Annotated in this window: 7 protein-coding genes, 2 tRNA genes and 4 rRNA genes; 9 read left to right on the top strand and 4 right to left on the bottom strand. The window is 56.7% G+C overall.

Annotated features, from left to right (window positions below):
- Positions 1-64: 64 nt before the first annotated feature.
- The 8 genes from ACOYXI_RS20030 (at position 65) to rrf (ACOYXI_RS20065) (ending at position 8,555) form a co-directional block, all read left to right on the top strand.
- Complete coding sequence (locus tag ACOYXI_RS20030; protein WP_003220420.1) at positions 65-1,246, top strand: acyl-CoA dehydrogenase; 1,182 nt, start codon at positions 65-67, stop codon at positions 1,244-1,246.
- A gap of 13 nt (positions 1,247-1,259) precedes the next feature.
- Positions 1,260-2,480 carry a CaiB/BaiF CoA transferase family protein gene (locus ACOYXI_RS20035; RefSeq protein ID WP_461675215.1) on the top strand — a complete coding sequence of 407 codons (1,221 nt, stop codon included), beginning with the start codon at positions 1,260-1,262 and terminating at the stop codon, positions 2,478-2,480.
- A 643-nt stretch (positions 2,481-3,123) separates the two neighbouring features.
- Positions 3,124-4,660, top strand: a 16S ribosomal RNA gene (locus ACOYXI_RS20040).
- Between the two features lie 81 nt (positions 4,661-4,741).
- A tRNA-Ile gene (locus tag ACOYXI_RS20045) sits at positions 4,742-4,818 on the top strand.
- A gap of 29 nt (positions 4,819-4,847) precedes the next feature.
- Positions 4,848-4,923, top strand: a tRNA-Ala gene (locus tag ACOYXI_RS20050).
- A 247-nt stretch (positions 4,924-5,170) separates the two neighbouring features.
- Positions 5,171-8,062, top strand: a 23S ribosomal RNA gene (locus ACOYXI_RS20055).
- A gap of 154 nt (positions 8,063-8,216) precedes the next feature.
- Positions 8,217-8,332 (top strand): 5S ribosomal RNA (gene rrf, locus ACOYXI_RS20060).
- A 107-nt stretch (positions 8,333-8,439) separates the two neighbouring features.
- Positions 8,440-8,555: ribosomal RNA gene (gene rrf, locus ACOYXI_RS20065) — 5S ribosomal RNA — on the top strand.
- Together the 16S, 23S and 5S rRNA genes with 2 tRNA genes alongside form the textbook arrangement of a ribosomal RNA operon.
- A 65-nt stretch (positions 8,556-8,620) precedes the next feature.
- Here the strand turns inward: rrf (ACOYXI_RS20065) and ACOYXI_RS20070 are convergent.
- The 4 genes from ACOYXI_RS20070 to ACOYXI_RS20085 form a co-directional block, all read right to left on the bottom strand.
- Positions 8,621-9,799, bottom strand: coding sequence for a PepSY-associated TM helix domain-containing protein (locus tag ACOYXI_RS20070; protein WP_134785113.1), 1,179 nt, complete (start codon positions 9,797-9,799; stop codon positions 8,621-8,623).
- A gap of 75 nt (positions 9,800-9,874) precedes the next feature.
- A complete protein-coding gene (locus ACOYXI_RS20075; protein ID WP_461675216.1) occupies positions 9,875-12,376 on the bottom strand; it encodes a TonB-dependent siderophore receptor in 2,502 nt (833 codons plus the stop codon).
- A gap of 87 nt (positions 12,377-12,463) precedes the next feature.
- Positions 12,464-13,465, bottom strand: coding sequence for a FecR domain-containing protein (locus ACOYXI_RS20080; protein WP_134785115.1), 1,002 nt, complete (start codon positions 13,463-13,465; stop codon positions 12,464-12,466).
- Entirely contained in the window at positions 13,465-13,965 is a 501-nt protein-coding gene (locus ACOYXI_RS20085; protein WP_134785116.1) for a sigma-70 family RNA polymerase sigma factor, read from the bottom strand. Before ACOYXI_RS20085 ends, ACOYXI_RS20080 begins: the two co-directional genes overlap by 1 nt.
- A 311-nt stretch (positions 13,966-14,276) precedes the next feature.
- Here ACOYXI_RS20085 and ACOYXI_RS20090 point away from each other — a divergent pair, with 311 nt between their 5' ends.
- A complete protein-coding gene (locus tag ACOYXI_RS20090) occupies positions 14,277-16,157 on the top strand; it encodes a methyl-accepting chemotaxis protein (RefSeq protein ID WP_135294684.1) in 1,881 nt (626 codons plus the stop codon).
- Positions 16,158-16,174: the final 17 nt, after the last annotated feature.

Below are 16,174 nucleotides of genomic sequence, written 5' to 3' on the forward strand. Positions count from 1 at the left end.
CCCGTAGGCGAGCCGGGCCTAGGATCAATGCCACGTTAATTCACCGATTTGCGAGGACACACTCATGGGCGGTAAAGCTAGCTTCAACTGGATCGATCCCCTGCTGCTGGATCAACAGCTCACCGAAGAAGAGCGCATGATCCGCGACACCGCCGCCCAATTCGCTCAGCAGAGCCTGGCGCCACGCGTGCTTGAAGCTTTCCGCCATGAGAAAACCGACCCGGCGATCTTTCGCGAAATGGGCGAAGTCGGCCTGCTCGGCGCGACCATCCCTGAGCAGTACGGCGGCAGCGGCCTGAACTACGTCAGCTACGGCCTGATTGCTCGCGAAGTGGAACGTGTCGACTCCGGCTACCGCTCGATGATGAGTGTGCAATCGTCGCTGGTAATGGTGCCGATCAACGAATTCGGCACCGAAGCACAGAAACAGAAATACCTGCCGAAACTGGCGTCTGGCGAATGGATCGGCTGCTTCGGTCTGACCGAACCAAACCACGGTTCTGACCCGGGTGCGATGATCACCCGTGCGCGCAAAGTCGACGGCGGCTACAGCCTGACCGGCGCCAAGATGTGGATCACCAACAGCCCCATCGCCGATGTGTTCGTGGTCTGGGCCAAGGACGATGCCGGCGACATCCGTGGCTTCGTACTGGAAAAAGGCTGGAAGGGCCTGAGCGCTCCGGCGATTCACGGCAAGGTCGGCCTGCGCGCATCGATCACCGGCGAAATCGTCATGGACAACGTGTTTGTGCCGGAAGAAAACATCTTCCCGGACGTGCGCGGTCTGAAAGGCCCGTTCACCTGTCTTAACTCCGCGCGCTACGGCATCTCCTGGGGCGCATTGGGCGCTGCCGAGTTCTGCTGGCACACCGCTCGCCAGTACACCCTTGATCGTCAGCAGTTCGGGCGTCCATTGGCTGCCACCCAGCTTATTCAGAAGAAGCTGGCCGACATGCAGACCGAGATCACTCTGGCCCTGCAAGGCTGTCTGCGTCTGGGGCGCATGAAGGACGAAGGAACCGCTGCGGTCGAGATCACCTCGATCATGAAGCGCAACTCCTGTGGCAAGTCGCTGGATATCGCCCGCATGGCCCGTGACATGTTGGGCGGCAACGGCATCTCCGATGAGTTCGGCGTGGCCCGTCACCTGGTCAACCTGGAAGTGGTGAATACCTATGAAGGTACCCACGACGTTCACGCGCTGATCCTCGGTCGCGCGCAAACCGGTCTGCAGGCGTTCTATTAACAGGAGAGCGACCATGGGCGCGCTGTCGCATCTGCGGGTACTGGATTTATCGCGTGTGCTGGCCGGGCCGTGGGCCGGGCAGATTCTCGCCGACCTTGGCGCCGAGGTGATCAAGGTCGAGCGCCCGGGCAATGGTGATGACACACGTGCCTGGGGGCCGCCCTTCCTTAAAGACGCTTATGGGGAAAACACCAGCGAGGCGGCCTATTACCTGTCGGCCAACCGCAACAAGCAATCGGTAACGATCGACTTCACTCGGCCTGAAGGGCAGAACCTGGTACGGGAGCTGGCGGCGAAGTCGGACATTCTGATCGAGAACTTCAAGGTCGGTGGGCTGGCTGCTTATGGGCTGGACTATGAGTCGCTGAAGGCGATCAATCCGGATCTGATCTATTGCTCGATCACTGGCTTCGGTCAAACCGGGCCGTATGCCAAGCGTGCGGGTTATGACTTCATGATTCAGGGGCTGGGCGGGCTGATGAGCCTGACCGGTCGCCCTGAAGGTGATGAAGGCGCCGGGCCGGTGAAGGTGGGAGTGGCGCTGACGGACATTCTTACGGGGCTATATTCGACCGTGGCGATTTTGGCGGCGCTGGCTCATCGTGATCGCGACGGTGGCGGGCAGCACATCGATATGGCTTTGCTGGATGTACAGGTCGCATGCCTGGCGAACCAGGCAATGAACTACCTGACTACTGGCAATGCGCCGAAACGACTGGGTAATGCACACCCGAACATCGTGCCTTATCAGGACTTCCCGACGGCCGACGGTGATTTCATTCTTACCGTTGGCAATGACGGCCAGTTCCGCAAGTTTGCCGAGGTGGCGGGCCAGCCGCAGTGGGCGGACGATCCGCGATTCGCGACTAACAAGCTGCGGGTGGCTAACCGCGCGGTGTTGATTCCCCTGATCCGCCAGGCGACGGTATTCAAGACCACCGCCGAATGGGTGGCGCAGTTGGAGCAGGCGGGCGTGCCGTGTGGGCCGATCAATGATCTGTCCCAGGTGTTTGAGGATCCGCAGGTGAAGGCGCGGGGGTTGGCGATAGAGCTGCCGCATGCACTGGCGGGGATGGTCCCGCAGGTGGCGAGTCCGATCCGGCTGTCGCAGACGCCGGTCGAGTACCTTCGCGCGCCTCCTTTATTGGGCGAGCATACGTTGGAGGTTTTGCAGCGGGTGCTGGGTCTGGGCGCAGGTGCGGTAGAGGCACTCAAGGCTGATGGAGTGCTTTGAGTATCGCTTCTATATAGAAGAAGGCTGTTTTCTGTCTATATATAGATGGATTTGTGCGTTTTTTAACCGATCTGTAAGTTGTTGAAAGAAAACTGAAATTAACGGTTGACGGCAGATTCAGGAGGTCTATAATTCGCCCCACTTCCGGCGCAGTCGAAACGGAAAACTCCTTGAGATTCAATGAGTTACGCAGTTTTCGGCAGCGGCTTGCTTCAGTTCATCGAAGCCTGGAAGGAGTTGAAAGAGCGGTGATGTTTGGCTCTTTTGACGGTTCGATCTTCTCGGTCGAAAGCGGAGAAAAAGAGGTGTTGACAGCAGCGTGTAACGCTGTAGAATTCGCCTCCCGCTAACGAGAGATCGGAAGCGCAAGTGGTTGAAGTTGTTGAAGAAATCTTCGAAAACTTCTGAAAATAATCACTTGACAGCAAATGAGGCTGCTGTAGAATGCGCGCCTCGGTTGAGACGAAAGATCTTAACCAACCGCTCTTTAACAACTGAATCAAGCAATTCGTGTGGGTGCTTGTGGAGTCAGACTGATAGTCAACAAGATTATCAGCATCACAAGTTACTCCGCGAGAAATCAAAGATGTAACCAACGATTGCTGAGCCAAGTTTAGGGTTTCTTAAAAACCCAAAGATGTTTGAACTGAAGAGTTTGATCATGGCTCAGATTGAACGCTGGCGGCAGGCCTAACACATGCAAGTCGAGCGGATGAAAGGAGCTTGCTCCTGGATTCAGCGGCGGACGGGTGAGTAATGCCTAGGAATCTGCCTGGTAGTGGGGGACAACGTTTCGAAAGGAACGCTAATACCGCATACGTCCTACGGGAGAAAGCAGGGGACCTTCGGGCCTTGCGCTATCAGATGAGCCTAGGTCGGATTAGCTAGTTGGTGAGGTAATGGCTCACCAAGGCGACGATCCGTAACTGGTCTGAGAGGATGATCAGTCACACTGGAACTGAGACACGGTCCAGACTCCTACGGGAGGCAGCAGTGGGGAATATTGGACAATGGGCGAAAGCCTGATCCAGCCATGCCGCGTGTGTGAAGAAGGTCTTCGGATTGTAAAGCACTTTAAGTTGGGAGGAAGGGTTGTAGATTAATACTCTGCAATTTTGACGTTACCGACAGAATAAGCACCGGCTAACTCTGTGCCAGCAGCCGCGGTAATACAGAGGGTGCAAGCGTTAATCGGAATTACTGGGCGTAAAGCGCGCGTAGGTGGTTTGTTAAGTTGGATGTGAAATCCCCGGGCTCAACCTGGGAACTGCATCCAAAACTGGCAAGCTAGAGTATGGTAGAGGGTGGTGGAATTTCCTGTGTAGCGGTGAAATGCGTAGATATAGGAAGGAACACCAGTGGCGAAGGCGACCACCTGGACTGATACTGACACTGAGGTGCGAAAGCGTGGGGAGCAAACAGGATTAGATACCCTGGTAGTCCACGCCGTAAACGATGTCAACTAGCCGTTGGGAGCCTTGAGCTCTTAGTGGCGCAGCTAACGCATTAAGTTGACCGCCTGGGGAGTACGGCCGCAAGGTTAAAACTCAAATGAATTGACGGGGGCCCGCACAAGCGGTGGAGCATGTGGTTTAATTCGAAGCAACGCGAAGAACCTTACCAGGCCTTGACATCCAATGAACTTTCCAGAGATGGATTGGTGCCTTCGGGAGCATTGAGACAGGTGCTGCATGGCTGTCGTCAGCTCGTGTCGTGAGATGTTGGGTTAAGTCCCGTAACGAGCGCAACCCTTGTCCTTAGTTACCAGCACGTAATGGTGGGCACTCTAAGGAGACTGCCGGTGACAAACCGGAGGAAGGTGGGGATGACGTCAAGTCATCATGGCCCTTACGGCCTGGGCTACACACGTGCTACAATGGTCGGTACAGAGGGTTGCCAAGCCGCGAGGTGGAGCTAATCCCACAAAACCGATCGTAGTCCGGATCGCAGTCTGCAACTCGACTGCGTGAAGTCGGAATCGCTAGTAATCGCGAATCAGAATGTCGCGGTGAATACGTTCCCGGGCCTTGTACACACCGCCCGTCACACCATGGGAGTGGGTTGCACCAGAAGTAGCTAGTCTAACCTTCGGGAGGACGGTTACCACGGTGTGATTCATGACTGGGGTGAAGTCGTAACAAGGTAGCCGTAGGGGAACCTGCGGCTGGATCACCTCCTTAATCGACGACATCAGCTGCTCCATAAGTTCCCACACGAATTGCTTGATTCATTGAAGAAGACGATAGAAGCAGCCCGAAATTGGGTCTGTAGCTCAGTTGGTTAGAGCGCACCCCTGATAAGGGTGAGGTCGGCAGTTCGAATCTGCCCAGACCCACCAATTTTTGTGTGGGAAACCTGTAGAAATACGGGGCCATAGCTCAGCTGGGAGAGCGCCTGCCTTGCACGCAGGAGGTCAGCGGTTCGATCCCGCTTGGCTCCACCACCACTGCTTCTGAAGTTTGAAAGCTTAGAAATGAGCATTCCATCGCTGTGATGGTGAATGCTGATTTCTAGTCTTTTGATTAGATCGTTCTTTAAAAATTTGGGTATGTGATAGAAAGATAGACTGAACGTTACTTTCACTGGTAACGGATCAGGCTAAGGTAAAATTTGTGAGTGACTCTTAAGAGTTTTGCGAATTTTCGGCGAATGTCGTCTTCACAGTATAACCAGATTGCTTGGGGTTATATGGTCAAGTGAAGAAGCGCATACGGTGGATGCCTTGGCAGTCAGAGGCGATGAAAGACGTGGTAGCCTGCGAAAAGCTTCGGGGAGTCGGCAAACAGACTTTGATCCGGAGATGTCTGAATGGGGGAACCCAGCCATCATAAGATGGTTATCTTGTACTGAATACATAGGTGCAAGAGGCGAACCAGGGGAACTGAAACATCTAAGTACCCTGAGGAAAAGAAATCAACCGAGATTCCCTTAGTAGTGGCGAGCGAACGGGGACTAGCCCTTAAGTGGCTTTGAGATTAGCGGAACGCTCTGGAAAGTGCGGCCATAGTGGGTGATAGCCCTGTACGCGAAAGTCTCTTAGTCATGAAATCGAGTAGGACGGAGCACGAGAAACTTTGTCTGAATATGGGGGGACCATCCTCCAAGGCTAAATACTACTGACTGACCGATAGTGAACTAGTACCGTGAGGGAAAGGCGAAAAGAACCCCGGAGAGGGGAGTGAAATAGATCCTGAAACCGTATGCGTACAAGCAGTGGGAGCCCACTTTGTTGGGTGACTGCGTACCTTTTGTATAATGGGTCAGCGACTTATTTTCAGTGGCGAGCTTAACCGAATAGGGGAGGCGTAGCGAAAGCGAGTCTTAATAGGGCGTCTAGTCGCTGGGAATAGACCCGAAACCGGGCGATCTATCCATGGGCAGGTTGAAGGTTAGGTAACACTGACTGGAGGACCGAACCGACTACCGTTGAAAAGTTAGCGGATGACCTGTGGATCGGAGTGAAAGGCTAATCAAGCTCGGAGATAGCTGGTTCTCCTCGAAAGCTATTTAGGTAGCGCCTCATGTATCACTGTAGGGGGTAGAGCACTGTTTCGGCTAGGGGGTCATCCCGACTTACCAAACCGATGCAAACTCCGAATACCTACAAGTGCCGAGCATGGGAGACACACGGCGGGTGCTAACGTCCGTCGTGAAAAGGGAAACAACCCAGACCGTCAGCTAAGGTCCCAAAGTTATGGTTAAGTGGGAAACGATGTGGGAAGGCTTAGACAGCTAGGAGGTTGGCTTAGAAGCAGCCACCCTTTAAAGAAAGCGTAATAGCTCACTAGTCGAGTCGGCCTGCGCGGAAGATGTAACGGGGCTCAAACCATACACCGAAGCTACGGGTATCACGCAAGTGATGCGGTAGAGGAGCGTTCTGTAAGCCTGTGAAGGTGAGTTGAGAAGCTTGCTGGAGGTATCAGAAGTGCGAATGCTGACATGAGTAACGACAATGGGTGTGAAAAACACCCACGCCGAAAGACCAAGGTTTCCTGCGCAACGTTAATCGACGCAGGGTTAGTCGGTCCCTAAGGCGAGGCTGAAAAGCGTAGTCGATGGAAAACAGGTTAATATTCCTGTACTTCTGGTTATTGCGATGGAGGGACGGAGAAGGCTAGGCCAGCTTGGCGTTGGTTGTCCAAGTTTAAGGTGGTAGGCTGAGATCTTAGGTAAATCCGGGATCTTAAGGCCGAGAGCTGATGACGAGTTACCTTTTAGGTGACGAAGTGGTTGATGCCATGCTTCCAAGAAAAGCTTCTAAGCTTCAGATAACCAGGAACCGTACCCCAAACCGACACAGGTGGTTGGGTAGAGAATACCAAGGCGCTTGAGAGAACTCGGGTGAAGGAACTAGGCAAAATGGCACCGTAACTTCGGGAGAAGGTGCGCCGGTGAGGGTGAAGGACTTGCTCCGTAAGCTCATGCCGGTCGAAGATACCAGGCCGCTGCGACTGTTTATTAAAAACACAGCACTCTGCAAACACGAAAGTGGACGTATAGGGTGTGACGCCTGCCCGGTGCCGGAAGGTTAATTGATGGGGTTAGCTAACGCGAAGCTCTTGATCGAAGCCCCGGTAAACGGCGGCCGTAACTATAACGGTCCTAAGGTAGCGAAATTCCTTGTCGGGTAAGTTCCGACCTGCACGAATGGCGTAACGATGGCGGCGCTGTCTCCACCCGAGACTCAGTGAAATTGAAATCGCTGTGAAGATGCAGTGTATCCGCGGCTAGACGGAAAGACCCCGTGAACCTTTACTATAGCTTTGCACTGGACTTTGAATTTGCTTGTGTAGGATAGGTGGGAGGCTTTGAAGCGTGGACGCCAGTTCGCGTGGAGCCATCCTTGAAATACCACCCTGGCAACTTTGAGGTTCTAACTCAGGTCCGTTATCCGGATCGAGGACAGTGTATGGTGGGTAGTTTGACTGGGGCGGTCTCCTCCTAAAGAGTAACGGAGGAGTACGAAGGTGCGCTCAGACCGGTCGGAAATCGGTCGTAGAGTATAAAGGCAAAAGCGCGCTTGACTGCGAGACAGACACGTCGAGCAGGTACGAAAGTAGGTCTTAGTGATCCGGTGGTTCTGTATGGAAGGGCCATCGCTCAACGGATAAAAGGTACTCCGGGGATAACAGGCTGATACCGCCCAAGAGTTCATATCGACGGCGGTGTTTGGCACCTCGATGTCGGCTCATCACATCCTGGGGCTGAAGCCGGTCCCAAGGGTATGGCTGTTCGCCATTTAAAGTGGTACGCGAGCTGGGTTTAGAACGTCGTGAGACAGTTCGGTCCCTATCTGCCGTGGACGTTTGAGATTTGAGAGGGGCTGCTCCTAGTACGAGAGGACCGGAGTGGACGAACCTCTGGTGTTCCGGTTGTCACGCCAGTGGCATTGCCGGGTAGCTATGTTCGGGAAAGATAACCGCTGAAAGCATCTAAGCGGGAAACTTGCCTCAAGATGAGATCTCACTGGAACCTTGAGTTCCCTGAAGGGCCGTCGAAGACTACGACGTTGATAGGTTGGGTGTGTAAGCGCTGTGAGGCGTTGAGCTAACCAATACTAATTGCCCGTGAGGCTTGACCATATAACACCCAAGCAATCTGCATGCTCGAAAGAGACCAGATTGCGGTGTGTGAAGACGCAATGAACCGAAAGTTCGCGATGCTCACAAAACACCTGTATCACATACCCGATTTGCTGAAGCGAGGCCAACCGGTCACGAGTCAGTACCCGAATTTCTTGACGACCATAGAGCGTTGGAACCACCTGATCCCATCCCGAACTCAGAAGTGAAACGATGCATCGCCGATGGTAGTGTGGGGTTTCCCCATGTGAGAGTAGGTCATCGTCAAGATTAAATTCCGAAACCCCAATTGCGAAAGCAGTTGGGGTTTTGTTTTTTAGTAGAAGTCACCGATTTTGCTGGCACGTTACCGTGTTGACGGGCCAGATACAGAATTTCTTGACGACCATAGAGCGTTGGAACCACCTGATCCCATCCCGAACTCAGAAGTGAAACGATGCATCGCCGATGGTAGTGTGGGGTTTCCCCATGTGAGAGTAGGTCATCGTCAAGATTAAATTCCAGAACCCCTGTCTGCTAACGCAGACAGGGGTTTTGTCGTTTCAGGGCTCCCAAAACTCAGGCCGCTTTGCGAGCCTTGCTGATGCGCCGGGCCTGCCACTTGCGCCACCAGATGTAGACGCCAGTCCCTGACAGCCCCGCAATCACAACCCCCAATACCGCGATGATCACTTGCCCGGTGAAGCCGATGATCCGTCCGCCATGTATCGGTAGTTGCAAGCGGTAAAACCGTTCCCCCAGTGTCCCTTGTCCGGCAATTTCCTGACCTAATAATCGCCCGTCAGTACCGTGAAAAAACAACCAGGACTTGCCATGCGCTTCAGTGTCGTGATGCCCGAGTCCTGCGCCGTAGAAGTTGTACTCAAAGCTGTAATACAACTCCCCGATCGCCGCTGTCAGTCCTAGCCTCTTCCCCTCGACCAATGCCCTTTCGTACGCCTGTTGATAACTCAACTGTGTCACCCCCAACTCAGATGGAGGCATTCGCCCTCGAGCCTCATAAACGCTCGGCTCGATCGGTGAAAGCAGCGACACCGCCGGTTTGAAGACCTGACTGGGCAAGTTCATCGCGACACTGCTGACCGCAATCGGTAGCAACAACAACCACAGCCACAATCCACCGGCCCGATGCAGATCGAAGTTGAGTCGATAAACGTGGCCGCCCTTGATCTTCCAGGCCGCCGACCACTTTTTCCAGAACGGCTTGCCACGAGGAAACGTCAGCCACAGCGCGATGAAACAATCGATCACCCAGGCGCTGGCAACCAGCCCCATCAACCACAAGCCCCAGTTTCCGGGTAGCGTCAAGTTGTAATGAAACTCAAGAATGAACGGAATGAAGTTCTCCCGGGAAAAGCAGCACTCGCCCCAGTAACGTTGCCCTTTCTGCTCGGCACTCACCGGGTCCAGGTAGAACACCTGATTGCGCTCATCAAACGGTTTGCCCGTCGCCGGATCCTTACGTGGAACAGCTGCCAATAGCGCGGTATGCCCCAACTCGTCCGGATACTCCATGTACCAGACCTGCAGCTTCGGATGCGTGGTCTGCACAGCGTCGACCAACGCCCCGGGAGGCAATCTTTGCCCCTCAGATGAGGCCGCGTAGAACTGCGGATTCAGCCACTCATCCAACTCATGATTGAACGCAAGAATGCTTCCGGTGATCCCGGCCAGCAGCAAAAACACCGCTGTTGCCAGCCCGATATAGCGATGCAACAACACCAACAATGCGCGCATGAGAATTTCCCCACAGAAGCGACAAAGCCAGCCCCTGAAAACAGGGGCTGGCTTTTTTATGCACAAGGCAAAGGTTTAGAACTGGTAGCTGACCGTGGCGGCGACGTTGCGCTCTTCGCCCATGTAGCAGAAGTTCAGACTCGCGCAGGAGGCTACGTAGGATTCATTGGTCAGGTTGTTCGCGTTCAGGCGAACGTCGACGCCCTTCAAGCCGACCTTGCCCAGGTCATAACCGATGGATGCGTCGAACAAGGTGTAGGCAGGTACCTTCAGCGTGTTTTCCGCATCCGCCCAGCTGTAACCGACATAACGCACACCACCGCCCAGGCGCAGGCCGTCGAGTGCCGCACTGTCGAATTTGTAGTCGGCCCACAACGAGGCCATGTGCCGCGGTGCCTGAGTTGGCGAGTTGCCTTTGTTCTCGATCACATCGGTCGGCGTGCTCAAGGTGCTGACCATCGACTTCGAGTACTCGATATCGGTGAAGGTATAGCTGCCGAGCACTTTCAGGTTGTCGGTCAACTGCATGTGCGCTTCCAGCTCCAGGCCTTGCGAGCGGACAGCGCCTACCGCGCGGTAGAAGTTTTCCTGAGGCAGCTTGGTCGCCAGATTTTCCTGATCGATCCGGAACAGCGAGGCGGTGAACAGGTTGTCGGTGCCCGGCGGTTGATACTTCAGGCCGACTTCCCACTGTGTGCCATCGGTCGGAGGCAGAGGATTGCCAGCGCTGTCGGCATACGAGTTCGGGTTAAACGACTCGGAGTAGCTGATGTACGGCGCCAGGCCGTTATCGAACAGATACAACGCGCCAGCACGGCCGGTCAGTTTGGTGCGACGGTCATTGATTTCAGTACCGACCGGACGGCCCGCTTCGGCGATACGGTTCTCATCCGACGTCTCGACCCAGTCCTGACGCAGGCCCACCGAGAACCGCCACTGGTTCATCTCGATCAGGTCTTGCAGGTAGACCCCGGTCTGCTCCAGGCGCCGCAGGTAACTGGTGTCGCCGTACATATCGATCGCCGAGTTGCCATAGACCGGGTTGAACGCGTTGATCGGGGCCAGGCCGCCACTGGTCCAGTCGACCACGGTTTTGCGCCGTTGATAGTCGGCGCCCATCAACACGGTGTGCTTGGTGGCACCGGTGAAGAATTCGGCCTGCAGCATGTTGTCGACGATGAACGCATGCAGACGTTCATCGCCGCCGGTGTAGTAGCGGTTCAGTTCGTTGCTGGTTGGCGTCGTCCAGCCGTAGGCGTAGACCTGATCCATGTTGACCTTGGAGTCGAGGTAACGGAAATTCTGCCGCGCCGTGAAGACATCGTTGAAGCGATGTTCGAACTGATAGCCGAACGACTGCTGATCCCGCGAATACCCATCAATCCCCGGCTCGCCCTCGAAGAAGTGCGGCGAGATGCGGTTGCCGTTGCGCTGATGAATCGTCCCGTCCGCCGGCACGCCGCCGTGGTAGCCGCCATCCGGATCATGTTGCAGATACGCCTGCAGTGTCAGCGAGGTGTCTTCAGTGAAATCGATACTCAGGGTCGGGGCGAGGGCGAAGCGTTTTTCCTTGTTGTGGTCGAATTGTGTGTCGGACTGATCCGTCAAACCGGTCAGACGATAGGCAATGCGCTTGTCGTCATCGACTGGGCCGCTGAAGTCAAACCCGACCCCGCGCTGACCTTGGGTACCGACCGTGGCCTGAACCTGATGATAGGCCTCGTACAACGGCTTTTTGCTGGTCAGCGCCACCAGGCCACCGGGCGAACTGCGGCCATACAAGACCGACGACGGCCCTTTGAGAATATCCACGCGCTCGAGGAAATACGGATCGACCTGCATGGTGCTGTAGGTCCCGCTGTCGCCCATCGACTTGAGGCCGTCGAGGTAGATGTTATCCACCGAGCCATCGTTGAAGCCGCGCATCGCCACATAGTCGTAGCGATGGGTCGCCCCGTAAGGGTTGGTCAGCACGCCGGGGGTATAACGCATCGCCTGGGAGACGGTCTGCGAGCCTTGATCGTCCATTTGCTCGCGGGTGACCACGGACACGCTTTGCGAAGTTTCCAGCAACGCAGTACTGGTCTTGGTGGCGATCTGGCTGTGGGTGGCGTTATAGCCTTCCATGCTGCCGAGTGCGTTGCCGAGGGCGAAACCTTTGATATCGGTGGTTGGCAGTGCCAGCGCATCGGTTTCACTGACAGCACGCAGGACGTAGCTGCTGCCGTCCTGGCTGACTGCTTCCAGGCCCGAACCGCTGAGCAAATGGCTCAACGCCTGATCAGTTGAATATTCGCCCTGTACGCCCGGAGACTGTTGTCCCTGCGTTTGCTGCGGAGTCATCGCCAGGGTAATGCCGGCCTGACGGGCAAACTGGTTCAGCGCTTCGCCCAGCGGGCCGGCGCCGATGCTGTAGCGATGACTGCTCGCTTCACTGGCAGGGGCGGCGACGCTCAGGCCGGGCAGCGCACCGGCACCCAGAACGGTGGACAGCAGGGCGGCGCGAACGGCGTGGCGCAGCAGGCCCGATTCGGCAGTGAAATTCAGCGGTTTCTTACAGGTGAGGCGGACAGTCATTGTCGGTTTCCGTGGCAAGTCGCAAAGGCTGAGTTGAAGTGCTTACTGACCAAGCCGGACTTGTCGCGAAAACCCGCCAAAATAATTTCAGGCCACCGCCTCGAGTGTGACCCACCATCGGGTGCGATAACGCAATTGCACCGGCAGGGTCTGCGGCAGGATGGCCAGCAGCGTGTCGGTGTCCTCCAGGCGGAACACCCCGGACAGGCGCAAGTCCGCCACCTGCGGCGCGCACGTCACAAAGCCCTGACGATAACGCCCGACTTCATTGAGGAAATCGCCCAGGCGCATGTTGCGAGTGACGATCAAACCGTCGACCCACGCACCCGCCTCCATACTCAGTGGCAGTGCCGGGCGCACCTGATGGTGATCGATCAGATAGGTCTGCCCGGCGAGCGCCTCGACGGAGGTTGCGCCGCTGCGAATGGCGACGCTCCCTGAGCTGACAGTCAGCCGCGTGCAATCGCTGTCCTGACGCAGGATGAAGCGGGCTTTTATCGGCTCATAAATGCCATGACGACTTTGCACGCGAAGTGGCCGGTTGAACGTCGCGCCTTCATCGTTACCGCCGCATGTGACGATGATTTCGCCGCGAGTGAGTTTGATCAGCCGCTGCTGCGCGGTGTAGTCCAGATCCACTGCGCTGGCAGTGTTCAGCTCGATCCGCGTGCCGTCGGGCAACTGGAACCCGCGACGCTCGCCGGTCGCCGTAGCGTAATCAGCGCGCCACTGCTGCCACACGGAGGTGTCCTTGGCCAGCCATGCCGCGGAGCCCATCAGCACCGCGCCAGACAGCAGCTTCAAGGCTTGTCGCCGCCCCAGCCCTTGCGCACTGTTTTCCAGCGTATTGAACGCCACGTGCGCGCCGGGCACTGCGCGCAGGTTATGGCTCAATTCCGCCTGCAGCGACTGCACGCGCTGCCAGGCCAGTTCATGTTCATGATGTTCGGCGCGCCACGCGTCGCACTGATGACTCAGGCGCGCATTGCCATGGTTGTTACGCAGCCGCAGCAACCAGTGGATGGCTTGCTTGACCACCTGTTGCTGCGGCTCGGCGCGGCGCGCGACTGAGTTGTTATCCACAGGCATCAACTTGCGTACCGCAACACGTAGCAGTGATACATCGCATCGGCGACGTAACGTTCGACGGAGCGCAGTGACAAGCCCATCTGCGCGGCGATCTGCTTGTGGGTCAAACCTTCGCACTGCGCCAGCAGAAACGCCTGACGCACTTTCGGTCGCAAGCCTTCAAGCATGCGCGCGATGCTCTCGAGCAACTCGATTACCAGCGCGCGGGTTTCGGCGCTTGGGGTTTCGGCTTCGGGCAAATGGGCGATGGTTTCGAGATAGGCGCGTTCGATTTCTTCACGACGCCAATGATCGATCACCAGGCCACGGGCGATGGTGCGTAAAAATGCGCGAGGCGCCTTGAGTTCCAGGCGTTCGCTGCGCTGCAACAGGCGGACGAAGGTGTCCTGGGCCAGATCTGCGGCATCCGCGGCATTGCCCAGCCGCGCCCGCAGCCAGGCGTTGAGCCAGCCGTGATGACTCCTGTAAAGCGCCTGCACTGCAAACTCAGGTGAGGACATGAACGCGACAGCCCGAACGTCACAAATGATAATTAGTCGCATTTTTATCAGGGGCTGCGAATTTTGCAACCTCTGCTCGGAGATCCAGCAAAAAAACTTCGTGGCGAACGCTCTGGCACGCCGTTCGGCGGGAATCTGACAGAAATGCAGGCCATTTCCCACGCAGCCCTAAGATTTCCGTGAATGGTGCCGACAGACTGGTGAGACATGCGTGCACCAAAGTAGAGCGGCCGTCAGAACGCCGCCTGCGCTGTACATGGAATGTTGCATCCCGGAACGCATCCCCACTTTTGCATAAGAAGTCCCATGAAATGAATCTCAAGTTCAGCCATAAAATCCTGTTGGCCGCCTCGGGCGTCGTGGTCCTGGCTTTCGCTTTGTTCACCCTCTACAACGACTATCTGCAGCGCAACACCATTCGCCAGAACCTCCAGTCGTCCGTACAGCAGGCCGGCGATCTGACCGCCAGCAGCGTGCAGAACTGGATGAGCGGGCGAATTCTGGTGCTGGAAAACCTCGCGCAGAACGTTGCCCATCAGGGCAAGGACGCCGACTTCCCGGGGCTGGTCGATCAACCGGCCTTTACCTCGAACTTCCAGTTCACCTACGTCGGTCAGGCCAACGGAGTATTCACCCAGCGCCCTGACGCGAAGATGCCCGACGGCTACGACCCGCGTCAGCGCCCTTGGTACAAGCAGGCCGTGGTCGCCGACAAAACCATGTTGACCCCGCCATACATGGCGGCGGTCGGTGGTCTGGTCGTGACCATCGCCATGCCGGTGAAAAAGAATGGCGAACTGCTGGGTGTGGTCGGCGGTGACCTGAGCCTGGAAACCCTGGTGAAGATCATCAACTCGGTGGACTTCGGTGGCCTCGGCCACGCATTCCTGGTCAGCGGTGACGGCCAAGTGATCGTCAGCCCGGACAAAGACCAGGTGATGAAGAACCTCAAGGACATCTACCCGAACGCCGGCGTGCGCATCGAGAAGGGCAACCAGAACGTGGTGCTCAGCGGCCAGGAACGCATCCTGTCGTTCACTCCGGTCAGCGGTTTGCCGAATGCCGACTGGTACATCGGGCTGTCGATCGATCGTGACAAGGCCTACGCCGCCCTCAGCCAGTTCCGTACTTCGGCGCTGATCGCGATGTTCGTCGCGGTCGCGGCGATTGCGCTGCTGCTGAGCCTGCTGATCAACGTCCTGATGCGTCCGCTGACCACCATGGGCCGCGCGATGCAGGACATCGCTCAAGGCGAAGGCGACCTGACCCGGCGTCTGGTCGTGGCAGGCAAGGATGAGTTCGCCGAACTGGGCAGCGCGTTCAACCAGTTCGTCGAGCGCATTCACGCGTCGATTTCCGAAGTGTCCTCGGCTACCCGTCATGTGCACGACCTGTCGCAACGGGTAATGGCCTCGTCCAACGCCTCGATCATCGGTTCCGACGAACAAAGCGCGCGCACCAACAGTGTGGCCGCCGCGATCAACCAGTTGGGCGCCGCCACTCAGGAAATCGCCCGCAACGCCGCCGACGCTTCGCAGCACGCCAGCGGCGCGAGCGAGCAGGCCGATGACGGTCGTCAGGTGGTCGAGCAGACCATTCAGGCGATGACCGAGCTGTCGCAGAAGATCAGCCTGTCATGCACCCAGATCGAAACCCTGAATGCCAGCACCGACAACATCGGCCACATCCTCGATGTGATCAAAGGCATCTCGCAGCAGACCAACCTGCTGGCGCTCAACGCGGCGATTGAAGCGGCCCGTGCCGGTGAAGCCGGACGCGGTTTTGCGGTGGTCGCGGACGAAGTGCGTAACCTCGCCCATCGCACTCAGGAATCGGCGGAAGAGATCCACAAAATGATCACTTCGTTGCAGGTCGGTTCGCGTGAAGCGGTGACCACCATGAACGCCAGTCAGGCGTCCAGCGAAGAGAGCGTGGAAGTGGCCAATCAGGCCGGTCTGCGCCTGGTCAGCGTGACCCAGCGCATCGGCGAAATCGACGGCATGAACCAGTCGGTGGCCGCGGCGACCGAAGAGCAGACGGCGGTGGTGGAAACCCTCAACGTCGACGTCAATCAGATCAACCTGCTGAACCAGCAGAGCGTCGCCAACCTCAATGAAACGTTGAAGGATTGTGATGCGTTGTCGCAGCAGGCGAATCGGTTGAAGCAGTTGGTCGATAGCTTCAAGATCTGATTTTCAGATTCGAGACC

This window comes from Pseudomonas sp. G3-19 (assembly GCF_054855875.1).